This window comes from Cedecea sp. FDAARGOS_727, assembly GCF_012273235.1.
Taxonomy (GTDB): Bacteria; Pseudomonadota; Gammaproteobacteria; order Enterobacterales; family Enterobacteriaceae; genus Cedecea; species Cedecea davisae.
In genome coordinates this window covers 3,121,746-3,143,709 of the sequence record NZ_CP050966.1, presented here as the reverse complement: position 1 = coordinate 3,143,709, position 21,964 = coordinate 3,121,746, and the positions used below count along the sequence as shown (strand labels likewise).

General features: G+C 55.2%; 20 protein-coding genes and 6 tRNA genes. 12 read left to right on the top strand and 14 right to left on the bottom strand.

Annotated elements, in window-relative coordinates; all coding sequences use genetic code 11:
• Positions 1-12: 12 nt before the first annotated feature.
• Positions 13-978: a glucokinase gene (gene glk / locus FOC35_RS14920; protein WP_016537543.1), complete on the bottom strand. Its 966-nt coding sequence runs from the start codon at positions 976-978 to the stop codon at positions 13-15.
• A 203-nt stretch (positions 979-1,181) separates the two neighbouring features.
• On the opposite strand from glk, the gene FOC35_RS14915 reads away from it, so the two are divergent.
• Positions 1,182-2,414: an ion channel protein gene (locus FOC35_RS14915; protein ID WP_172569325.1), complete on the top strand. Its 1,233-nt coding sequence runs from the start codon at positions 1,182-1,184 to the stop codon at positions 2,412-2,414.
• Here the strand turns inward: FOC35_RS14915 and FOC35_RS14910 are convergent.
• Entirely contained in the window at positions 2,411-4,072 is a 1,662-nt protein-coding gene (locus tag FOC35_RS14910) for an alpha-keto acid decarboxylase family protein (RefSeq protein WP_172569324.1), read from the bottom strand. The genes FOC35_RS14915 and FOC35_RS14910 overlap by 4 nt on opposite strands.
• A gap of 180 nt (positions 4,073-4,252) precedes the next feature.
• On the opposite strand from FOC35_RS14910, the gene mgrA reads away from it, so the two are divergent.
• On the top strand, positions 4,253-5,242 hold the full coding sequence (gene mgrA, locus FOC35_RS14905) for an L-glyceraldehyde 3-phosphate reductase (RefSeq protein WP_172569323.1): 990 nt from the start codon (positions 4,253-4,255) through the stop codon (positions 5,240-5,242).
• A gap of 155 nt (positions 5,243-5,397) precedes the next feature.
• On the top strand, positions 5,398-5,724 hold the full coding sequence (locus tag FOC35_RS14900; RefSeq protein ID WP_016537547.1) for a DUF2502 domain-containing protein: 327 nt from the start codon (positions 5,398-5,400) through the stop codon (positions 5,722-5,724).
• A 50-nt stretch (positions 5,725-5,774) separates the two neighbouring features.
• Here the strand turns inward: FOC35_RS14900 and FOC35_RS14895 are convergent, their stop codons facing one another.
• Positions 5,775-7,031 (bottom strand): Nramp family divalent metal transporter, encoded by a 1,257-nt coding sequence (locus FOC35_RS14895; RefSeq protein ID WP_255315103.1) that lies wholly within the window; start codon positions 7,029-7,031, stop codon positions 5,775-5,777.
• A 345-nt stretch (positions 7,032-7,376) separates the two neighbouring features.
• Here FOC35_RS14895 and FOC35_RS14890 point away from each other — a divergent pair, with 345 nt between their 5' ends.
• The gene (locus tag FOC35_RS14890) at positions 7,377-8,564 is read left to right on the top strand and encodes a NupC/NupG family nucleoside CNT transporter (RefSeq protein ID WP_016537550.1); all 1,188 of its coding nucleotides are present in this window, start codon (positions 7,377-7,379) and stop codon (positions 8,562-8,564) included.
• A gap of 218 nt (positions 8,565-8,782) precedes the next feature.
• Here FOC35_RS14890 and FOC35_RS22775 read toward each other — a convergent pair whose 3' ends face one another.
• From FOC35_RS22775 to FOC35_RS14870, 6 genes are all read right to left on the bottom strand, one after another.
• Positions 8,783-8,947: a diguanylate cyclase gene (locus FOC35_RS22775; protein ID WP_254065292.1), complete on the bottom strand. Its 165-nt coding sequence runs from the start codon at positions 8,945-8,947 to the stop codon at positions 8,783-8,785.
• A 57-nt stretch (positions 8,948-9,004) separates the two neighbouring features.
• Complete coding sequence (locus tag FOC35_RS22770; protein WP_254065291.1) at positions 9,005-9,664, bottom strand: hypothetical protein; 660 nt, start codon at positions 9,662-9,664, stop codon at positions 9,005-9,007.
• A 184-nt stretch (positions 9,665-9,848) separates the two neighbouring features.
• Positions 9,849-10,238, bottom strand: coding sequence for a hypothetical protein (locus tag FOC35_RS22765; protein ID WP_254065290.1), 390 nt, complete (start codon positions 10,236-10,238; stop codon positions 9,849-9,851).
• Between the two features lie 12 nt (positions 10,239-10,250).
• Entirely contained in the window at positions 10,251-12,455 is a 2,205-nt protein-coding gene (locus FOC35_RS14880) for an EAL domain-containing protein (protein ID WP_172569322.1), read from the bottom strand.
• Positions 12,456-12,701: 246 nt separating this feature from the next.
• Positions 12,702-12,777: transfer RNA gene (locus tag FOC35_RS14875), tRNA-Ala, on the bottom strand.
• Between the two features lie 47 nt (positions 12,778-12,824).
• Positions 12,825-12,900, bottom strand: a tRNA-Ala gene (locus tag FOC35_RS14870).
• Between the two features lie 235 nt (positions 12,901-13,135).
• On the opposite strand from FOC35_RS14870, the gene FOC35_RS14865 reads away from it, so the two are divergent.
• Together FOC35_RS14865 and FOC35_RS14860 are read left to right on the top strand one after the other, a co-directional pair.
• Positions 13,136-13,492 carry a YfeC-like transcriptional regulator gene (locus tag FOC35_RS14865; protein WP_172569321.1) on the top strand — a complete coding sequence of 119 codons (357 nt, stop codon included), beginning with the start codon at positions 13,136-13,138 and terminating at the stop codon, positions 13,490-13,492.
• Positions 13,493-13,539: 47 nt separating this feature from the next.
• The gene (locus tag FOC35_RS14860) at positions 13,540-13,890 is read left to right on the top strand and encodes a YfeC-like transcriptional regulator (RefSeq protein ID WP_016537554.1); all 351 of its coding nucleotides are present in this window, start codon (positions 13,540-13,542) and stop codon (positions 13,888-13,890) included.
• A 50-nt stretch (positions 13,891-13,940) separates the two neighbouring features.
• On the opposite strand, the gene gltX is transcribed toward FOC35_RS14860, so the two are convergent.
• Positions 13,941-15,356 (bottom strand): glutamate--tRNA ligase, encoded by a 1,416-nt coding sequence (gltX, locus tag FOC35_RS14855; protein WP_172569320.1) that lies wholly within the window; start codon positions 15,354-15,356, stop codon positions 13,941-13,943.
• A gap of 260 nt (positions 15,357-15,616) precedes the next feature.
• Between gltX and FOC35_RS14850 the strand changes: the two genes are divergently transcribed.
• The 5 genes from FOC35_RS14850 (at position 15,617) to FOC35_RS14830 (ending at position 16,653) form a co-directional block, all read left to right on the top strand.
• Positions 15,617-15,692: transfer RNA gene (locus FOC35_RS14850), tRNA-Val, on the top strand.
• A 41-nt stretch (positions 15,693-15,733) separates the two neighbouring features.
• Positions 15,734-15,809, top strand: a tRNA-Val gene (locus tag FOC35_RS14845).
• Between the two features lie 34 nt (positions 15,810-15,843).
• A tRNA-Val gene (locus tag FOC35_RS14840) sits at positions 15,844-15,919 on the top strand.
• A 3-nt stretch (positions 15,920-15,922) separates the two neighbouring features.
• Positions 15,923-15,998: transfer RNA gene (locus tag FOC35_RS14835), tRNA-Lys, on the top strand.
• 289 nt (positions 15,999-16,287) lie between these two features.
• Positions 16,288-16,653 (top strand): FlxA-like family protein, encoded by a 366-nt coding sequence (locus FOC35_RS14830; RefSeq protein WP_039898535.1) that lies wholly within the window; start codon positions 16,288-16,290, stop codon positions 16,651-16,653.
• Here the strand turns inward: FOC35_RS14830 and FOC35_RS14825 are convergent.
• Positions 16,650-17,579, bottom strand: a complete 930-nt coding sequence (locus FOC35_RS14825; RefSeq protein ID WP_172569319.1) for a LysR family transcriptional regulator — start codon at positions 17,577-17,579, stop codon at positions 16,650-16,652. The two genes, FOC35_RS14830 and FOC35_RS14825, sit on opposite strands and share 4 nt — an antisense overlap.
• Before the next feature lie 90 nt (positions 17,580-17,669).
• Between FOC35_RS14825 and FOC35_RS14820 the strand changes: the two genes are divergently transcribed.
• Positions 17,670-18,665 (top strand): bile acid:sodium symporter family protein, encoded by a 996-nt coding sequence (locus tag FOC35_RS14820; RefSeq protein ID WP_172569318.1) that lies wholly within the window; start codon positions 17,670-17,672, stop codon positions 18,663-18,665.
• Here FOC35_RS14820 and FOC35_RS14815 read toward each other — a convergent pair.
• The 3 genes from FOC35_RS14815 to zipA all read right to left on the bottom strand — a co-directional run bounded on the left by FOC35_RS14815 (position 18,662) and on the right by zipA (position 21,934).
• On the bottom strand, positions 18,662-18,877 hold the full coding sequence (locus FOC35_RS14815) for a DUF3820 family protein (protein ID WP_016537559.1): 216 nt from the start codon (positions 18,875-18,877) through the stop codon (positions 18,662-18,664). The two genes, FOC35_RS14820 and FOC35_RS14815, sit on opposite strands and share 4 nt — an antisense overlap.
• Entirely contained in the window at positions 18,878-20,896 is a 2,019-nt protein-coding gene (ligA, locus tag FOC35_RS14810; RefSeq protein WP_172569317.1) for an NAD-dependent DNA ligase LigA, read from the bottom strand.
• A 66-nt stretch (positions 20,897-20,962) separates the two neighbouring features.
• Positions 20,963-21,934: a cell division protein ZipA gene (zipA, locus tag FOC35_RS14805; RefSeq protein WP_216845765.1), complete on the bottom strand. Its 972-nt coding sequence runs from the start codon at positions 21,932-21,934 to the stop codon at positions 20,963-20,965.
• Positions 21,935-21,964: the final 30 nt, after the last annotated feature.

Genomic DNA, 21,964 nt, shown 5'->3' with positions numbered 1-21,964 from the left:
GCCCGCGCAATATTACAGAACCTGCCCCAGCGTCTGGCGAAGATGCGCCCCGGCGCCCACCAGCCCCGGCTGGTCGTGAACAATCAGGTAAACAGGGATGTCTTTCACGTACTCTTTAAAGCGGCCTTTGTCTTCAAAACCGCCGCGGAAGCCGGAAGCTTTAAAGAATTCGAGGAAACGAGGCACAATCCCGCCCGCAATATAAACCCCGCCAAAGGTGCTCATATTCAGCGCCAGGTTACCGCCAAAGCGCCCCAGAATAACGCAGAACAGAGACAATGCGCGGCGGCAGTCGGTGCAGCTGTCATCTACCGCACGCTCGGTAATATCCTTCGGCTGGTAGTTTTCCGGCTCGCGGCCGTCGGCTTTAACGATAGCGCGGTACAAATTCACCAGGCCCGGGCCTGAGAGTATACGCTCGTTAGAGACGTGGCCTATCTCCTGGCGCAGCTGGTGAAGAATAATCCCCTCTTCTTCGCTGTTCGGCGCAAAGTCCGAGTGGCCACCCTCGCCCGGCAGGCTTATCCAGCGCTTATCGACATGCACCAGATGCGACACGCCCAGCCCGGTTCCGGCCCCGTAAACCACGACCGGTTTACCCTCGACCGGCTTGTCTCCGCCAAACTGGATCAGGTGTTCCGGTTTCATCATCGGAATGGCCATTGAAACAGCGGTAAAGTCGTTAATAATTTCCAGATGGCTGAAGCCAAGATTTTTCTTCATTTCGGACGTGGAAAACGCCCATGTGTGGTTGGTCATTGCCACCCAGTCACCGGTTACCGGGCAGGCGATAGCCACGCAGCCGGACTGCACGCTGATGTCATGCTCTTTGAGATAATGCTGGATAACTGCTTCGAGGCTCGGAAAGTCCAGCCCGGAGTAAGTCTTCGCTTGTGAAATATCACCATTACTCAAATCGCATAGAGCCAGACGTGCATTGGTGCCGCCGACATCTCCCACCAAAGCATATTTTGTCATTCTCAAAGAGCTCCGCTAAAGTCAGAATAAGTTCTGGCAACACTGTAAAAGTAGCCAGCCGAAACAACAACGACCATCATCCTGCTGCGGCTTGATTGTTGAACCAGGTCACATTCTGGCTTTACCGTTTCAGCCCTGTTTGCAATGCGGCTTCTGGCTTTCGGGCTCGGAGCCGTTCGGCCCCCCTATTTTAAGGACTGACTATGCTCCATCCGCGAGCCAGAACCATGCTGGTTCTTTCCATTCCGGCTCTGATTATCGGCGTCTTTTCCAGCCTGGTGTTGATAGTCGTGATGAAGGTTGCCGCTGCGCTCCAGGGCTTTTTGTGGGTCACGCTGCCCGCCGGGCAGGGTTACAGTCCGCATTCGCCGTTCTGGATAATCACGATCCTGACATTAACCGGCATAGCCGTTGGGCTGGTGCTGCGTTTTTTGCCGGGGCACGGCGGCCCCGACCCGGCAACCGAGCCGCTGATTGGGGCTCCGGTTCCGGCGATGGCCGTCCCCGGGCTGATTCTGGCGCTGGTGATTGGGCTGGCCGGGGGCGTTAGCCTTGGCCCGGAGCACCCGATTATGGCGGTGAATATTGCGCTCGCGGTAGCCCTTGGCGCTCGTGTGCTGCCGAAGGTTAGCCCGCTGGACTGGACTATCCTTGCTGCGGCAGGCACCATCGGCGCGCTATTTGGAACCCCGGTTGCCGCCGCGCTTATCTTTTCTCAAACGCTCGGTGGCAATAACGAAGTCCCGCTGTGGGACAGGCTGTTTGCCCCGCTGATGGCCGCCTCCGCCGGAGCGCTAACTACCAGCATCTTTTACCACCCGCACTTCGCGCTGCCGGTTGCCAGCTACCCGGAAATGCATATTGAAGACATCTTTAGCGGCGCGGTGGTCACGGCCATCGCCGTTGCGATGGGCATGGTTGGCGTCTGGTGCCTGCCGCGCCTGCACCGCCTGATGCATCAGCTAAAACACCCGGTGCTTATCCTTGGCATTGGCGGCTTTATGCTTGGCCTGCTGGGAGTTATCGGCGGGGAGATTACGATGTTTAAAGGGCTGGATGAAATGCGCCAGCTGGCGATTTCCGACTTTTCAGTCTCTTCGCTGCTGCTGTTTGCGGTGGTGAAACTGGCGGCTCTGGTTATTGCCGCCGCCAGCGGGTTCAGGGGCGGGCGTATTTTCCCGGCGGTGTTTGTCGGCGTGGCGCTGGGCATGATGCTGCACCAGCACGTAGACGCTGTTCCGGCGGCCATTACGCTTTCCTGCGCGGTGCTGGGCCTGGTGCTGGTTGTCACGCGTGACGGCTGGCTCAGCCTGTTTATGGCGATGGCCGTCGTACCCGACGTCAAACTGCTGCCGCTGTTGTGCATCGTGATGTTACCCGCCTGGCTGCTGCTGGCGGGTAAACCCCTGATGATGGCCGGACGACCGAACCGCTAGTGTTCCATTTCCGAGTTGCGCTTGCCGAGCGAGCTGGTTACCGCCCGCAGCAGCTCTGGAATGTCCTGCTTCGGCAGCATAATCTCTATCAGCGCCAGCCTTTCCGGGCTGGCCAGTTTTTCCATCACCGCCGCAAGCTGCGCCGTTTCTGTCACTCGCCAGCACTCCGCTTGCCCGTCCACGCTCAGCGCCTGCGGCAGCCGCGTCCAGTCCCAGGCGGCTATATCGTTGTAGCGCTGTTCAGGGCCGTGAATGGCGCGTTCAACCGTATAACCGTCGTTGTTCAACAGCAGCACGACAGGTTTCTGCCCGTCCCGCAGCATGCTTCCCAGCTCCTGAATAGTGAGCTGCGCGGAGCCGTCGCCAATTAGCAGCAATACGCGCCTGTTCGGGTGAGCGGTTTGCGCCCCAAATGCGGCGGGCAGCGTATAGCCGATAGATCCCCAAAGCGGCTGAGCAATAAAAGTGACTCCAGCAGGAAGCGTCAGCGCCGCGGCACCGAAAGCAGCCGTCCCCTGGTCAGCCAGCACGATATCTCCTGGCTGAAGCGCATTTTGCAGAGTGTGCCAGAGCGCATGCTGGTCGAGCTTGTCGCCATTGCCGGGCTGTAGCTCCGATGGCCTTTGCGTCGCCGCTGGCCACGCGGAGGCCTGCCGTTTGCAGAGCTGATGCAGAACGTCTACCGCCTGCGCCATAGAGATGCCGCTAAACCAGCGCTCACCCACGCGAACCGCATTGGGCTGAACGTCTATCGTCTGCTGCTGGCTTAGCTTCTGGCTGAAGCCTGCGGTTATGGTGTCGGTAAATCTTACGCCCACGCAAATGACCACCCCGGCGCTTTCAATGCCTTGCCGTACCTGCGGCTCGCTGGCGGCCCCGCTGTAGGTGCCGAGAAAGCCCGGTTTACTCTCATCAAACAGGCCTTTGCCCATCAGCAATGAGGCGTGAGGCATTGGCGTGCCGTCCATCCATTGCTGGAGCACCTCCTGCAGCCCATAACGCAAGGCAAGGAAGTCCGCCAGCAGAGAAGCGCTGCGGCTTTCGGCAATTTTTGCCTGGGCGCAGTGGCGGAACGCTTCCAGCGTGGCGGGCTCAGCAGCGGCAGCGACAACATCCAGCCGTTTTGCCGGCCTGGTTGCAGGGGCTTCTGCCACGTCGCTCGGCAGCAGCAGGTAGCCGGGGCGCTGCTGTTTTAACGCTTCCAGGATAACGCGGTCTATTTCAGTACAGGCGTTGGCGGGGGTAAGCGTGGCCTGCGCGACAGAAACCTCTTCGGCAATACGCAGAAAATGCCGGAAGTCGCCGTCGCCCAGCGTGTGGTGCAGCAATTCGCCGCGCTGCTGGGCATGGCTATTTGGCGCGCCCACGATGTGAATAACCGGGAGGTGTTCGGCGTAGCTACCGGCCACGCCGTTAAGCGCGCTTAACTCACCCACGCCAAAAGTAGTTAACAACGCCGCCGCACCTTTGCAGCGGGCGTAACCATCGGCGGCGTAGGCCGCATTAAGCTCGTTGGCACAGCCCACCCAGGCGAGTTCAGGGTGGGCAATAACATGGTCGAGAAAAACCAGGTTGTAGTCCCCCGGCACGCCAAAAAGATGGCGGATCCCACATTCATTTAGCCGGTCGACCAGATAGTCTGCCACACAGTAGCGCATAGGGTTTTCCTTCTATGGGTGCTTGCTGTGAGTATTGGAGAATCGGGATCGGTGTCGAGAATATATCCTATTTAGCAGGTGGAAACCGACGTTTACAGAGGAATGAGCGTGATTCTGATAGCCACCGCCCTTGTGAAAACGTATACACTAAATCCTCTGTTCCCGATAAGGATAACGATAATGACCTGGCAGCCCAATCCCGACCGCTACGCTTCTATGGAGTACCGTCGCTGCGGCCGCAGCGGCCTGAAATTGCCCGCTATCTCACTTGGCCTCTGGCACAATTTTGGCGACGAAACGCTGCTGGAAACCAGCCGCCAGCTGCTGAGAAAGGCTTTTGATTCAGGGATCACCCATTTCGATCTCGCCAATAATTACGGGCCGCCGCCGGGGTCGGCTGAGGCCAATTTTGGCCGCATCCTGCGGGAAGATTTCCCCGCCCTGCGCGACGAGCTGATTATCTCTACCAAAGCGGGCTACACCATGTGGGACGGGCCTTACGGCGACTGGGGTTCGCGTAAATATCTACTCGCCAGTCTGGACCAAAGCCTGCGCCGGATGGACCTGGAATACGTGGATATTTTCTATCACCACCGCCCGGACCCGGAAACGCCGCTCGAGGAGACGATGCGCGCCCTCGACCATGTCGTACGCCAGGGCAAGGCGCTGTACGTCGGGCTCTCGAATTACCCGGCGGAGCTGGCGGAAAAGGCAATTGAGATCCTCAACCAGCTTGGCACACCGTGCCTAATCCATCAGCCGCGCTATTCAATGTTTGAACGCTGGGTTGAAGGCGGCCTGCTGGATCTACTCCAGGCTAAAGGCGTCGGCAGTATTGCGTTTTCACCCCTCGCGGGCGGCCAATTGACCGACCGTTATCTGGCAGGCATTCCGGCGGACTCGCGCGCTGCCAGCGGCAGCCGCTTCCTCAATCCGGAGCAAATCACTCCCGAAAAGCTCGATAAAGTACGCAGGCTTAACGACATTGCGCTCGGGCGCGGGCAGAAGCTTTCCCAGATGGCGCTGGCCTGGGTGCTGCGAGATGATAAAGTCACTTCGGTGTTAATTGGCGCCAGTAAAATCAGCCAGATTGAGGATGCCGTCAGCATGCTCGCCCGACGCCAGTTTAGCCAGCAGGAGCGTGAGGCCATCGAAGCCATTCTGGTGTAACCGCTTACCCTTCTGCCCAGAGAAGACAATTATCTTTAACAAAAAGTGCTGCCGCCGCTGATTTAGGAGTTGTGTAGTTCATCGTCCCGCTAGCCGGTTTGTAATATTGTGTTAACAGGCCGCCGGTGCGGCTACGGGAACCAAGGAGAGAAAGTATGTTCAGGTCACTGATGCTTGCCATTGCCTTACTGGTAGCGGCACCGCTGGTTGCCAATGCGGGGGAAATTACCTTGCTGCCATCGGTAAAATTGCAGATTGGCGATAGGGATTATCGCGGTAATTACTGGGACGGCGGCAAATGGCGCGACAGGGACTACTGGCACCGTAACTATGAATGGCGCGATCGCGGCTGGCACCACCACCGTGGCTGGGATCGCAACTGGAAACGGGGCCCAAGCAGCTACGAGCGCGGCTACCGCGAAGGCTGGAATGACCGCGATGACCATCGTGGGCGTGGCCGGGGTCACGGGCATCATCACTAAGAGAGATAAAGGGCCGGTTTAACCGGTCCTTTTTACTTTACCCGGCAAACTTAGTTGCCAAACAGCGTACCGAAAATAAGCCACAGGTTGAGCGTCACCACCAGGGCCACAATCGCCCAGCCCACCAGCTTCACCCAGCGGACGTTAACCAGGTCGCCCATCAGTTTTTTATCGCTGGTAAAGATAAGCAGCGGCACCAGCGCCAGCGCGATACCAAAGCTCAGCAACACCTGGCTCATCACCAGAATTCTGGTGGGATCTAATCCCATCAGAATCACGACAAAAGACGGCGCCATGGTAATAGCCCGGCGCACCCAAAGCGGAATGTAGAAGCGTACGAAGCCCTGCATCACCACCTGCCCGGCCAGCGTGCCGACAACCGTTGAAGAGAGGCCGGCCGCCACCAGGCTAAGACCAAAAATGGTCGCCGCGCCGTGGCTCAGCAGCGGTTCCAGCGTTTTGTACGCATCTTCCAGTTCGGCAATGCCGGTATGCCCGGTAAAGTGGAATGCCGCCGCCGCGGTCGCCATCATCGCCAGGTTCACAAAGCCCGCGATAGTCATCGCGATGCCCACGTCCCATTTTGTCGCGGAATAACGCTCCGCCCGGTTACCGGCATGCAGATGCTGGGTCAGCGAAGAGTGCAGGTAAATAACGTGCGGCATAATGGTTGCACCCAGTACGCCAGCGGCAAGGAATACCGCCTCCGAGGTTGGCAGACTCGGGATTAGCATCCCCTTCCCTAACTCGGCAAATTTTGGCTGAGAGAAGATAAGCTCGACAATATATGCCGCAGCAACGAACAGCAGCAGCCCGCCGATGACTTTTTCCAGCGGCTTTTGCCCCCGGCTTTGCAGCATCAGGATCAGGAAAGTGGCAATTCCGGTCAGCACCGCGCCCTGTAACAGCGAGACGCCGAGAATAAGCTTAAAGCCGATGGCCGCGCCGATAAACTCAGCCAGATCCGTCGCCATGGCAATAATCTCTGCCTGCACCCAGTAGATCCAAACCAGCGGGCGCGGGTAATGGTCACGAATTTGCTCGGCAAGGTTTTTGCCAGTGGCTATCCCAAGCTTGGCCGAAAGTACCTGAATCATGGCGGCCATCAAGTTAGCCCAAACCACCACCCACAGCAGCTGGTAGCCGTAGCTGGCCCCGGCCTGAATATTGGTCGCGAAATTACCGGGGTCGATGTAGCCGATAGCGGCGATAAACGCAGGCCCCATTAACGCCAGGCGTAGTTTGCGCGCGGTTCGCCCGGTGCTGCTGTCAATGCGACTGTTTGTCATCTTCTGCCTCTGAGATATAGCCTTTGCTATGTTTTATGCTATCAAAGTGAGAATGATTATCAAGTTCATTTAGTGCCGGGAAATTGATTTCTCTGATAGCTGAAAACGATGAGCAGGAGGCGTGAGATGGCGATTCTGGATGCCGGTTAACGGATTAACATTTGAACAACATGTAAACTGTTTACCGCAAGTCCTAACGTAACTTTTAGCTTCTTTACTTAACATAGCAGAAATGTATGGTGGATCACTATTTTTGCGTTCCGTCACAGCTCATCACTATAGTGTGGAATTGATCTCGTTTTCTTATTGCTTGTTACATAGAATGTGCAACGAAATTAAACCTGCCTCATATTTGGAGCAAATATGTCCCGCGTTTTGCACTTTGTTTTAGCGCTTGCTGTGGTCGCGCTGCTGGCTCTGCTGGTTAGCCCTAACCGCAAGCAAATTCGTATTCGCTTTGTCATTCAACTGTTGGTTATCGAAGTTTTACTGGCCTGGTTCTTCCTGACCTCTGATGTCGGCCTGGGCTTTGTAAGAGGCTTCTCCGAGATGTTCGAGAAGTTGCTTGGCTTCGCCAACGAAGGGACAAACTTTGTGTTCGGCAAAATGAACGACGAAGGTCTGGCATTCTTCTTCCTGAAAGTGCTGTGTCCTATCGTGTTTATTTCTGCGCTGATCGGTATTTTGCAGCACATTCGCATTCTGCCGATTGTTATCCGCGCTATCGGTACCGTGCTTTCTAAAGTCAACGGTATGGGTAAGCTGGAATCCTTTAACGCCGTAAGCTCGCTGATTCTGGGACAGTCAGAAAACTTTATTGCCTATAAGGATATTCTCGGCAAGATGTCGCGCAACCGCATGTACACCATGGCGGCAACCGCTATGTCTACCGTGTCGATGTCGATTGTGGGTGCCTACATGACCATGTTGCAGCCAAAATACGTGGTTGCCGCGCTGGTGCTGAACATGTTCAGTACCTTTATCGTGCTGTCGCTTATCAACCCGTACCGCGTGGACGAGAAAGAAGAAGACCTGCAGATGTCTAACCTGCACGAAGGACAAAGCTTCTTCGAAATGCTCGGCGAGTACATTCTGGCAGGTTTCAAAGTTGCGATTATCGTTGCCGCGATGCTGATTGGCTTCATCGCCCTGATCTCCGGCCTGAACGCGCTGTTCGCCGCCGTGCTGGGTATCTCCTTCCAGGGCATTCTGGGCTACATCTTCTACCCGGTTGCATGGGTGATGGGCGTACCGTCCGGCGAAGCATTACAGGTGGGCAGTATCATGGCGACCAAACTGGTTTCCAACGAATTCGTTGCCATGATGGACCTGCAGAAGATTGCCAGCAGCCTGTCTCCGCGTGCGGAAGGCATCCTGTCCGTGTTCCTGGTCTCCTTCGCTAACTTCTCTTCTATCGGGATTATCGCCGGCGCGATTAAAGGCCTGAACGAAGAACAGGGTAACGTGGTTTCCCGCTTCGGCCTGAAGCTGGTCTACGGCTCCACTCTGGTCAGTATCCTCTCCGCTTCCATCGCGGCGCTGGTTATCTGATTTAGCTTGATGAAGAAGCCGGGGCATCTCCCCGGCTTTTTTATGCCTGCAATTCGCCTTCTTCACGCCAGCATACCCGGTTTCTCCCCTGCTGCTTGGCGTAATATAGCCGGATGTCCGCCAGGCTCTGTATCTGCTCCAGCGTGCCCTCCGGCTCCTCTTCGTGGAAGCAACACCCAGTGAAGCGCTCACCAGCAGACTCTCGCCATCGGCAAGCTTCAGCGGCTATTGACCAGCATTTTGCGCACCCGCTGCGCCACGGCAACCGCCGCGTGCAGGTCGGTATTGGGCAGATAGATACAGAACTCCTCTCCGCCGATGCGCCCAACAATATCCTGGCTGCGGATCGCCTGCTGAATACAGCGCGAGGCGTGGCTTAGCACTTGGTCACCTACCTGATGACCAAAGCGGTCATTAACCCTCTTAAAGTAATCGAGATCCTACTGAATGAGCGAGTAGTCAACGTAGTGCGGGCTAATCCTGGCGGTCGTTTCAAAGAACCCGCGGCGGTTAAGCACCTCGGTTAAATGGTCGTGGAGCGCATGCCGGTGCATCTCTTGTTGCAAAGAGCCCATATTGCGAACCAGGCGGCAAATCATGCGGTGCGACCCCAGCAAGATGAACATGACAATCAGCCACATCACCACCAGCAGCACGCTAAAACGGCCAAAGTCTTCATGCAGGCCCTGGCCGATAGTCTGAATGCTGACGAGGATGGCTCCGGTGCCCATCACTTTCCCGAAGGTGACATAGGCGTGGCTAAAGCGCAGGGTTCCCCGCGAGGCATGAGACAAACTTTCGAGAATGGCCTGGCGCTGAGGTTCGCTGAGCCGGTAGCCATTTTGCGAGCCAACCGCCTGGGTCAGCGGGTTGAGCTGCTCGTCAAATAACAGATAGGCGCTTTGCGTGCCTTCCGGCAGCGAGCTGGAGAGAAACATTTGCAGCGTTTCGGCGGTTACCGCGATGCCGAATAACCCGATCCACTGGTTGTCAAAATCCACCGGCAGCGAGCCGTTAATCAGCGTTTGATTGGTGCCGGGGATGTTCTGCCTCGTCCAGAATGAGCCGCGCAAGGGATTTAGCAGCGGCGAAACCAGCACAAAAGACCCTACTGGTGCAGAGAGTTAGCGCTCTCGATAAGCAGCTGATTCACCTCCTGCGAGAGCGAAGCGATAAACGCCCCGGAGCGGGACATATAGTAGATATTGGAAGAAAGATGGTTCCCACCGCCCGCCAGGGGGAAGAGATCCTGAATCTCACGCAGCGCCTGGTACTCTCTGCGCGTCAGCAGTTCTTTTTGATCATTTTTTCCGGCTCAGCGACGCTGTCAGGAATAGGCAGGTTGCGGATCCAAAGATGCGCCATCCCTTTTTTGTCACCAGCCAGCATAGAAAGCCGGGACAGCGGCGTGAACAGAGGCTCGTCCAGGGTCTCAATAAACATGCGCCGTAGGTAGCGCAGGTTGTCGATTTGATACTGAGATTTGGTTTCCAGCCGGGCTATCACGCTTTCAAGGTGGCTAAGCTGGCTGGTGCGATAGCCGTGATTAAACAGCTCGCCCTGCTGCCAGAACAGGAAAGTAATCAGCAAGAAAAGCGACAGAAAGCAGACATGGGTAATGCGCAATGTCTTTTCCATCGGCTGGTGAATGTGGCTCATCAACGAGGTGCTCACGGTGATTCCTTTTTACGGCGCAAAGGATAGCGATCGACTTTCCAGCAGGTGCAGCGGTTCAGGCCGCCCCACCAGATAACCTTGCAGGAACTGGACACCAAGCTGCAGCAGAATTTCTCGCTGCTCTTCCGTTTCGACATACTCGGCCACCACGGTCAGCGGTTTGGCTGCCGCCAGCTCGCAGATGGATTTCACAATCAGCTTATCCATAACGTCGCTGGTGATATCGCGGACAAAGCAACCGTCTATTTTGATGATATCGGCCTGCAGGTTTTTAAGGCGCTCATAGTTAGCGTAGCCTGTTCCGAAATCATCGATAGCAATCCTGAAGCCATTCTCGCGCAGCAGGGCAATATTATGGTTTGACGTTTCGGAGTGGGAAAATGCCTGCTCTTCCGTAACCTCAATCACCACCGCGCTGGTCGGTACGTTGAATGAGCTAAACAGCGCCATAACCTGCCGGGCAATATCCTTCTGCATCAGCGTCAGGGGCATCAGATTGACCGAAAAACGCGGCTGCCGTGAGTCACCGGGATGCTTTACCAGCCACGCCAGCAGCTTTTTAAGAACCATCAGGTCAAAGCGGGTGCTGAGGTTAAATTCGGCAATAATCGGGATAAACTTATCCGGGCCGATGGTCTGGCCGTCCACTATCAGGCGGCTGAGGATTTCGTGATAGCCCTGCCCCTGATGGTTAACAATCGGCTGGGCGTAAAGCTCAAATGCTTCTTCATCCAGCGCGCGTTTTACCTTCTGCAACAGCAGCACGCGCTCGGTGGTCTGCCCCGAAACAGCCGCCTGCCTGGAGTCCAGCCCCAAAACGCGGTGTGCGCCGCTGGCCTTCTCTGCCAGATAACTCAGTTGCCCAAGCGTGCGTTGCAGCTCTGCTGGCGTATCGACAACGCCCCAGGCGGCACCATATTCAATTTCCAGCGCGGCGTTATGCCACTGGATTTTCTTATTATTTAGCTGCTCAACAAAATAGGTTAAACGCGCTTCAGATCCATCGCCTCGCAAAAAAATCAGCAGTTCGCTTCCCGGCAGCTGAAATATTTCCTCACCTTCCAGCAGCCACGGCTGTAATTCTCTGGCGATGGTTTTCTTGCAAGATATACGCATCATCATGCCGTAATGGCGGCTGAGAAATTCAAAATTGGCCATTCTCAGGCAGCATAATGCCCCTAAAGGATAACGCCTGATATGCTGTTCGAGTGCTCGCAGGTTAGGCAATTGTGTTAAAGGGTCAGTCAGCGCCTGCTGGTGATAAATACGCTTCATCAGCTCGTTTTTATGATACGAAATAGCCATATAGAGCAGACAAACGGTAAAGGAGATAAATACCGAAAGGATAAACGACAGAGCATATTGCGTATTTACGCCCTGTAAAAAACTGGTGTTGTAGGTCAGCAACACCCAGGCAGAAATCCCCCACAGCAGGGAAACCAGCCTCGAGCCAAGGCGGCGGATGCCGAGCGTGAATAACACAAAGACCAGCGGCACCAGGTAACCGGAAATCAGTTCGCTGTGCCACGGAGAACACATCATCAGCAGGTAAATCACCCATGCCGCCAGCCAGCATGGCGTAAAGAGGCGGTGCTTATCCTGCCGATAGTGCCGGACGCAGCGCCGCCAGAACCCCACCGCAAAACGCGGGTTAAGCAGCATGCGCAGCGGGAAATAGAACAGCGGAGTGAAGATAAGCGACGCCACCACCAGGTTGAGCACGTCGACAATCATATAGATTGCCGAACCACTGCCGAAGAAAGGCGCAAGTTCAGGCGGGTACGCTATCACCCTCCCCATCATGTACATCAGCAGTTTAATGGTAAAAGGTGCGATAAACCCCAGCCAAAAAAAGCGCGCACCGGTGTTCTTATTGGGCAAACCAAAGCGCCAGCGCGAGCCGATATAACGCCAGCTAATCAGGCTGGTTAACAACAGCGGGAATAACAGACAAAAAACAAAGGCGGCCAGCGGGACAAAGGGTAAATCAAGCAGCAATGAATAAATTATCAACGTTCCAACGGCTAAAGGGAAAATCACCGCCCGGCCATAAATAATAATCATTGCGGTGATGAAACTTAACGGGAGATAGGCCAGATAGGTTTTATGTCCGTCCACCAGGGTAGTGGGAGAAATATAGCGCGAGAAAGGAATAAACAGGAAACACAGAGCCAGAGCAATCGCTATTTTTCTTATCATCTTGTGAATAACCATAGGCCGCAGTGTTAAGTTTATGTAATCGCTGAATTATTAATTTTGGGCGGAAAGAATACGTTTATTTATTAAGCGAATCAAGTTCACAAAATGCCATAAGCGAAATCTAATAGTCCCGCATAAATAATAGAACAATCGGGTGTAAAGGGAGGAGTTTTTACCCGGAGCGGGTCTGGCGGGGCGAAAAACAGATTGAACCGAAGCTTAAATGCAAAAACCCCCGCCGAAGCGAGGGTTTTAAAATTTTGGTGGAGCTAAGCGGGATCGAACCGCTGACCTCTTGCATGCCATGCAAGCGCTCTCCCAGCTGAGCTATAGCCCCACGGACAGGCTTTGTTTTTACGGTACAAATCTTGCTGGAGGAAGATTTGGTGGAGCTAAGCGGGATCGAACCGCTGACCTCTTGCATGCCATGCAAGCGCTCTCCCAGCTGAGCTATAGCCCCGAACCGTAAAGACCTTGTCGTGTTGACGGGCGGCATAATATGAAACCCAACATAAGGTGTCAACGCCAAATTGTTCTTCTGCGATCAATCGCCTAAAAAGCCAGCGCCTCAGGCAAATCCCGGTTGCATATCATCCCGTTGTAGTTAATTCTGTCACAGTTTCCGGTAAGTTAGTTCAATAAAATGAACCTCGAATGACTTGCTACCCGCACGGCCACAATGAAAAGGAATCACTGTGCTCAAGGAAAGAATGACACCCGAAGAATTAGCCGATATGACCGGCTACAGCCGCCAGACCATCAATAAATGGGTTCGCAAAGAAAAGTGGACCACCTCGCCAAAACCTGGCGTTCAGGGCGGTAAAGCCCGGCTTATCCACATCAACGAGCAGGTTCGGGAGTTTATCAACAGCGCACGCAGGGTCACGGACACCAATGTTCGCTACAGCGTGAACGATACCTCTCTGGAAAATCTGCTGCTTAACTCGGTGCAGCAAATGTCGGAAAGCGAGCAGCACAAAATGTCCGCAATGCTGCTGCGCGACGGGATTGCTGGCCTGCTTAAGCGTCTTGGTATCCGGGATAACGAGTAATCTCCCAACCGTTTCCCGCTGGAGTCAGGGAAAATAAAGGATTGCACATGTTTAAGGATAAAATGACCCCCAATGAGCTGGCGGAGATGACGGGCTACAGCCGTCAGACCGTCAACAAATGGGTCAGGGAAAAAAACTGGGAAACCTGCAAAAAAGAGGGCGTCCAGGGCGGCAGGGCACGATTTATTTATATGTCCGAACCGATACTCACGTTTATCTACAACACCCGCCGCATGAACGACAAAGTGGCTCTCTATAAAGCCAACCAGTCTCCGCTGGAACAGCTTATGCTAAATGCCCTGCGCGATTTGTCAGAAACAGAACAGCGACAAATGTCCTCCTTGCTGGAGCGCGAAGGCCTCGACGGCATACTAAGACGCCTCGGTATCCGAAATTAAGCATAAAAAAAGCCGGTGACTCAGCACCGGCTTTTTATATTCTACGAAGCTTACTGCTGCGCTTCGCGCTCGCTGATGAAGTCCAGCGCTTTATTGATGCGCGCAACGGAACGCTGCTTGCCGATAGCGTGTACGGTCACATCCAGGCCAGGAGACTGGCCTGCACCGGTTACCGCAACGCGCAGCGGCATCCCGACTTTACCCATGCCCACTTCCAGCTCATCGGCGGTTGCCTGAATCGCATGATGTACGTTTTCAGCCGTCCAGTCGCTCAAGGCGGCCAGCTTGTCGCGAACCACTTCCAGCGGCTGGCGGGCAACCGGGCGCAGGTGTTTTTTAGCCGCGTCGGCGTCAAACTCGCTGAAGTCTTCATAGAAGTAGCGGCAGGTTTGCGCCATCTCTTTCAGGGTTTTGCAGCGCTCGCCCAGCAGTTTCACCAGCTCGGAGAGCTGCGGGCCGTTGCGGGTATCAATATTTTCCTGCTCGATGTGCCATTGCAGGTGAGTCGCAACGTACTCCGGCTCCAGACTATTGATGTAGTGATGGTTCAGCCACTGCAATTTCTCGGTGTTGAAGGCGCTGGCCGATTTGCTCACCGCGTTAAGGGTGAACATTTCGATCATTTCGTCACGAGTAAAGATCTCCTGATCGCCGTGGGACCAGCCCAGACGCACCAGATAGTTCAGCAGCGCTTCCGGCAGGTAGCCGTCGTCGCGGTACTGCATCACGCTTACCGCACCGTGGCGTTTGGACAGTTTTTTACCGTCGTCACCGTTGATCATAGAAACGTGAGCATACAGCGGAACCGGAGCATTCAGCGCTTTCAGAATGTTAATCTGGCGCGGAGTGTTGTTGATATGGTCTTCACCGCGGATAACGTGCGTGATTTCCATATCCCAGTCATCTACCACTACGCAGAAGTTGTAGGTCGGTGAACCGTCGGTACGACGGATAATCAAGTCATCCAGCTCCTGGTTGCTGAACTCGATCGGGCCACGGATCTGGTCTTCAAAGATAACAGAACCTTCCTGCGGGTTAGCAAAGCGAACTACGCAAGGCTCGTCATCCGCGTGATGTTCATGCCCATGGCGACAGCGGCCGTCATAACGAGGTTTCTCATTATTCGCCATCTGCTGTTCGCGCAGTGCTTCAAGGCGCTCTTTAGAGCAGTAGCACTTATAGGCCGTACCCGCAGCCAGCATCTCGTCGATAGCCTGGTTGTAACGATCAAAACGCTTAGTCTGATAGTACGGGCCCTCATCCCACTGCAGGCTCAGCCAGTTCATCCCGTCCATAATCGCTTCGATAGCTTCCGGGGTTGAACGTTCGAGGTCGGTGTCTTCTATACGCAGCACGAACTCGCCCTTGTTATGGTGAGCGAAAAGCCAGGAATAGAGAGCAGTACGAGCACCGCCAACGTGCAGATAGCCTGTTGGGCTTGGCGCAAAGCGAGTTTTGATTTTCATTAAACGGCCTTAATTACGCAGAAATGCCGACATTGCGGCAATTGCCAGGGAAAAATTAACAGGCGTCATTCTATCACTGTGCGCTAATTCCTCAATGATGATGCCTGTAGATAGCAGGAAAGCTGATAATCTGATGATAAATCAAACGCCAATGCACGTTTCTTGATCGCATCGTTTAATTTTAAGACGAACGAATAAAAACTTTAGAAAAGGCGTTGACTCATTTTCAACTGTCCCTATAATGCGACTCCACAAACCGGGGGTGATTAGCTCAGTTGGTAGAGCATCTCCTTTACACGGAGGGGGTCGGCGGTTCGAGCCCGTCATCACCCACCATCCTTAAGGATGACCCGGAATGTAGTAAGAGATTTAGAGATGGGTGATTAGCTCAGTTGGTAGAGCATCTCCTTTACACGGAGGGGGTCGGCGGTTCGAGCCCGTCATCACCCACCATCTCCTCTTGCAAGAATTAGCAGTACCGAAGTTTGGGTGATTAGCTCAGTTGGTAGAGCACCTCCTTTACACGGAGGGGGTCGGCGGTTCGAGCCCGTCATCACCCACCATTCGGGTCGTTAGCTCAGTTGGTAGAGCAGTTGACTTTTAATCAATTGGTCGCAGGTTCGAATCCTGCACGACCCACCAATGTAGAAAGGCGCCCTAAAGGCGCCTTTTTGCTATTTGTAATTCGTGTTGGGTTCAAACCTGCCGCAGGTTCGACAAAATTGTCGGGAACAATTTTGCATCACCGCTTGCGGTGACCCGAAGGGCGAGTCTCAGGATGAGACGAATGCATCCTGCACAATCCTCCCACCAATGTAGAAAGGCGCCTTTTTGCTATCTGAGATTCGCCAACCTTCCCCCCAACAAAAAAGCATCAACTTCCCCACCGCCCGGCCGATAACTCCCTTACCATTCCATCAAAGGAGTTATGATGACTACAATATCCAGCAGTGCTTTGCAGGGCGGTCAATTGACGACCAGCACCGCAACCGGATCTTCCTCTGCATCCGGCGGTTCGGATAACAGTACGGCAGCGCAGATTGCCCAGATCACTAAAAAAATTAGTGAGGTAACCCAGAAGCTAAAAGAAGTTTCGAGCACGCCAGACCGCCCTGCCGCAGAGAAGAAAAAACAAGTCGAGATCCTTCAGGCCGAGATCAAAATGCTGCAGGCCCAGCTGGCCCAACTCCAGCGCAAACAGGCTGAAGAAGCCCAGCAGAAACAAGAACAGCAGCAAATAAAAGCGACCGGAGTGAATAAACCTTCCGACGACCACCAGATTGATATTTATATCTAGTCGTCAATAAACAGAGGATCGCCTTTACGGGCCAGGGTTAACAGCCTGGCCTGCTCGCGTACTACCTGCCAGATTGCCTCTGCCGCCCTGGAAAGCGAACGATTCTTTCGCCTCACCAGCATCAGCTGTCGGTTTACCACCGGCGTTAAGCGCTTCACTACCAGCGGCCTGCCCTGCGGCAGCGGTAAAGCCAGCGCCGGAATAACGCTCAAACCAATTCCCTCTTCAACCATCGGGTAGAGCGTTGTCGGGTGGCCAATTTGCTGCGCGACCTCAACCTCAATTCCCTGCCTCTGAAACGCTTCATCAATCAGCGGGCGGCTGCCGGAAGCGTAGTCCTGTAAAACCAGCTTCTGCCCCTGCAAGGACTGCCAGGCAACCTGTTCCTGACCTGCAAAAAAATGGTCGCTGCGGCACAACAGCAGAAAAGGTTCCGCCAGCACCGTTTCGCACTCCAGGTCACCCGCCTGAACCGGATCGATAACTACGCCGAAATCCACTTCACCCTGGCGAATGCTTTGTAAAACCCACTGCTGCGAGGCGTCATGCAGCACAAAACGAATGTTCGGATAAGCTTGCGTAGCGGCGGCAATCGACTGTGGCATTAAGTGTGCGGAAAGGGTCTGGCTGGCGGCGACGCGCACCGTGCCGCTAAGCCGGTCGCCGACAACGCGCGCATCCAGCAGCGTAGTGGTTAGCTCCTCCAGCAGGCGTTCCAGGCGCGGAGCAAGCTGCTCTCCTGCCGGAGTTAACACAACTTCGCGAGTGGTGCGATCGAGTAATTTCACCCCCAGCTCAACCTCAAGCTCCTTCAGACTATGGCTGACGGCCGACTGGCTCAGGCCAATGCTCTCCCCTGCCCGACTGAAGCTCCCGGCATGGGCGACGGCGACAAAAACGCGAAGCTGGCGCAGCGAGTAATTCATCTATTTTCTTCATCAATGCATGTAATAAATCAATTTTATTTCTGAAACCAGCACAAACACAATAGCGCTATTCACCTTTAAGGAATGGCTATGAAATTGCTACGAATTCTCGACCCTTTCACCCTGACGCTGGTTTGCACCGTGCTGCTGGCCTCCTTTTTCCCGGCCGAGGGCAGCTTTGTCGGCTTCTTTGAAGGGCTTACGACCGCCGCTATCGCGCTGCTGTTTTTTATGCACGGGGCAAAACTTTCGCGTGAGGCGGTCATTTCCGGCAGCAGCCACTGGCGGCTGCATTTGTGGGTGATGTGCAGCACTTTCGTGTTATTTCCTGTGCTGGGGGTGCTGTTTAGCTGGTGGAAGCCGGTTAACGTCAGCCCCGAGTTATACAGCGGCTTTCTTTACCTCTGCATTCTTCCGGCTACGGTTCAGTCCGCCATCGCTTTCACTTCTATCGCCGGGGGCAATGTGGCAGCGGCTATTTGCTCGGCCTCCGCTTCCAGCCTGCTGGGGATTTTCCTCTCGCCTCTGCTGGTTGGCCTGGTGATGCACGTCCAGGGCGCAAGCGGCAGCCTGCATCAGGTCGGCAGCATCATGTTGCAGCTGCTGGTGCCGTTTGTGGCCGGGCATTTAATGCGGCCGTGGATTGGCGCCTGGGTAGCAAGGAATAAAAAGTGGATAGGAAAAACCGACCAGACCTCAATTTTGCTGGTGGTTTACTCGGCCTTTAGCGAGGCGGTTACGCACGGCATCTGGCATAAAGTTGGCGCGGGTTCGCTGCTGTTTATCGTCGTCTCAAGCATCGTACTACTGGCGATTGTGATAACGGTAAATATTGTGGTCGCCCGGCGCTTTGGCTTCAGCAAAGCCGACGAAATCACGATTGTTTTCTGCGGGTCGAAAAAGAGTCTCGCCAACGGCATTCCGATGGCGAATATTCTGTTCCCGGTGGCGGCTGTAGGTATGATGGTGCTGCCGCTGATGATTTTCCACCAGATCCAGCTAATGGTGTGTGCAGGAATGGCCCGGCGCTACCAGAGAAAAGCCGCAGAGGCCGGTGAAAAGCCAGCCGCAGCGGCCAAGGCTTAGTGGCGTTTTAAGGGGCGAACCAGGTTATCCAGCCCCTCAACCTTAATCAGCAGCGTCAGGGCCATCAGCTCGCCGAGATGGCCCTGCGGAAACTCTCCCTTTCTGGAGAACCACAGCAAATACTCTTCCGGTAAATCAATCAGCATCCGGCCTTTGTATTTACCAAACGGCATCGCCGTATTGGCTATCTCGATAAGCTGCTCTTTGTCCATTTAGTTACCCAGCAAGCGGATCATTTCCGCCTCGTCGATAACCTCGATGCCCAGCTCCTGCGCTTTAGCAAGCTTGGAACCGGCGGCCTCACCGGCAATCACCAGGTCAGTTTTCTTCGACACGCTTCCGGCCACTTTTGCCCCCAGCTCCACCAGGCGAGCCTTAGCATCGTCCCGGGACATAATGCTGAGTGAGCCGGTGAGCACCACGGTTTTCCCGGCAAACGGGCTGTCGATTTCTTCAGCCTTGATAACCACCGGAGCCGGCCAGTTAACGCCCGCCTCTTCCGTTAGCTGGCGAATCACTTCCCGGTTGCTCTCTTCGGCAAAAAAGTTGAAGGTATGCGTCGCCACGACGATGCCAACGTCCGGCACTTTTTGCAGATCTTCTATACTGGCCGCAATCAGCGCCTCCAGCGAGCCAAAGTGAGCCGCCAGGCCCGCCGCCGTCGCTTCGCCTACTTCACGAATACCCAGCGCGTACAGGAAGCGTGCAAAGGTAGTTTCTTTCGCTTTTTCCAGAGCATCGACAACGTTCTGCGCCGACTTAGGCCCCATGCGATCCAGCCCGGTGAGCTTACCCGCGGTCAGCTTAAACAAATCTGCCGGGGTGTGGACGTACTCTTTTTCTACCAGTTGATCGATTATCTTGTCGCCCATGCCGTCTACATCCAGCGCGCGGCGGGAAACAAAGTGCTTCAGCGCCTCTTTGCGCTGCGCGCCGCAGATAAGACCGCCTGTACAGCGGGCAACCGCCTCGCCTTCTACTCGCTCAACGTCCGAACCGCACACAGGGCAATGGGTCGGGAAGATAATTTCACGAGTCTCTTCCGGGCGTTCAGATTCAACCACGCCGACAACCTGAGGAATAACGTCCCCGGCACGACGGATCACGACCCGGTCGCCGATACGCAGGCCAAGACGTTCAATTTCATCGGCATTGTGCAGCGTAGCGTTGCTCACCAGCACACCGGCAACCTGAACAGGCTCCAGACGAGCAACGGGAGTGATAGCGCCGGTACGCCCGACCTGGAATTCCACGTCGCGAACGGTGGTCATCTGCTCCTGCGCCGGGAATTTAAAAGCCACGGCCCAGCGCGGCGCACGGGCTACAAAGCCCAGCGTTTCCTGGAGCGCGAGAGAGTCAACCTTGATAACCACGCCGTCTATGTCGAAGCCCAGCGTCGGGCGGTCGGCCTCAACCTGATGATAAAATGCCAGCACTTCCTCAGGCGTATTGCACAGGCGGATGCGGTCGCTGACCGGCAGTCCCCAGGCCTTGAACTGCTGGAGACGCTCCATATGGCTGGCCGGCAGTTCACCGCCTTCCAGCAGGCCAACGCCGTAACAGAAGAAGGTCAGCGGGCGCTTAGCGGTAACGCGAGGATCGAGCTGGCGGAGCGAACCTGCCGCCGCATTACGCGGGTTAGCAAAGACTTTTCCACCGGTGCGTCGGGCGTCTTCGTTGATCTTCTCGAAGCCAGCCTGCGGAAGGAAGACTTCTCCGCGAACCTCAACGCGGCGCGGTATATTTTCGCCGGTCAATTTCAGAGGGATCGCACGGATCGTACGCACGTTAGCGGTAATGTTTTCGCCGGTTGTCCCGTCGCCGCGTGTTGCCGCCCGAACCAGAACGCCGTCTTCATACAGCAGGCTTACGGCCAGGCCATCCAGTTTCAGTTCACAGCAGAAAGTCAGCGCATCGGTACTTTTTAGCCTGTCCTGCACGCGCTTATTAAAAGCCAGGTAGCTCGCCTCATCGAAGACGTTGTCGAGCGACAGCATCGGCACTTCATGGCGCACCTGGGTGAATTCGCTAAGCGGTGCAGCGCCAACGCGCTGGGTCGGCGAATCCTGAGTAATCAGCTCCGGGTGAGCCTCTTCCAGCTCCCGCAGCTCACGCATCAGGCGGTCGTATTCCGCGTCGGGAATTTCAGGATTGTCGAGCACGTGATAAAGGTGTTCATGATGGCGAAGCGTGGTTCGCAGCTGAGTGAGTTGTTGTTCGATTGAGTCCATATCGCACCATCAATGATGAAAAACCCCCGACAGGCGGGGGTTCAGGGGAAACGTTCAGGCCAGGATTCAGGCGTTAGCTTCAACAACCTCGCGAATTCTGTCCTGGTACTCGCGCAGCTTCTGCGGAGTCATCATGCGACGCTGATCGTCGAGCACCACGCCGCCAACTTCGTCGGCAATGTGCTGGGCAGACTGCAACATCAGCTTAAAGTTTTGTGCCGGATCGCCGTAAGACGGCACCTGCATAAAGATGGTAATGCCAGGGGTAGCAAAATCATCCATGCTTTCCGGGTCAAAGGAGCCTGGCTTCACCATATTAGCGAGGCTGAACAGCACAGGGCCGCTGCCGTCCGGGCTAAGATGGCGATGGAAAATATTCATTTCACCGAATTTGAAACCGGCCTGCTCGATGCTGCTTAACAGCAATTCTCCGTTTAGCATGCTGCCCGCATGGGCGGCCACGTTCATCACGATAACCGTCTCTTTTCTCTGCGCAACAGGCTGCGGTGCAGGCTCTGCGGCAACAGGTTCTGGTTCAGGCTGTGGAGCAGGCTCTGCGCTGAAGGGCTGAGACACTGGCTGTACCGGCGCGGCTGGCTGAGCCGGAGCGACATGTACCGGAGGCTGAGGCGCAGCAGGGTGCACGGGTTCAGCGTGCTGCTGAACAGGCTCGGCGTGGCGAGGAGGCTGAGCAACAGGTTCCGGCTGACGAGGCTGCGCGGCAGGGCGAGGCTCTGCGGACGCATACGGCGGCTCGTAGTTGTGCTGAGGTACCTGCGGCTGACGTGGAGCACCTGTATCGCGGGAGGCTGGCTCCTGCGCAGGAGTCGCCCGACGGACGCGCACTTCACCGACACCTTCCTCTTCTTCCTCGTCCTCTTCTTCGTATTCGTCACGTTTCGACTTCATACGTTTCAGCGGGCGATCGCGGAACACGGAAGAACGTTCCTTACGGCTGGTCCACAGGCCGTGTACCAGTAAGGCTATTATGGCGATCGCGCCAACAATGATTAATATCAGACGCAAATCCTGCATCATTATATTCTCTGTTGTTCTAACACCTTGCCA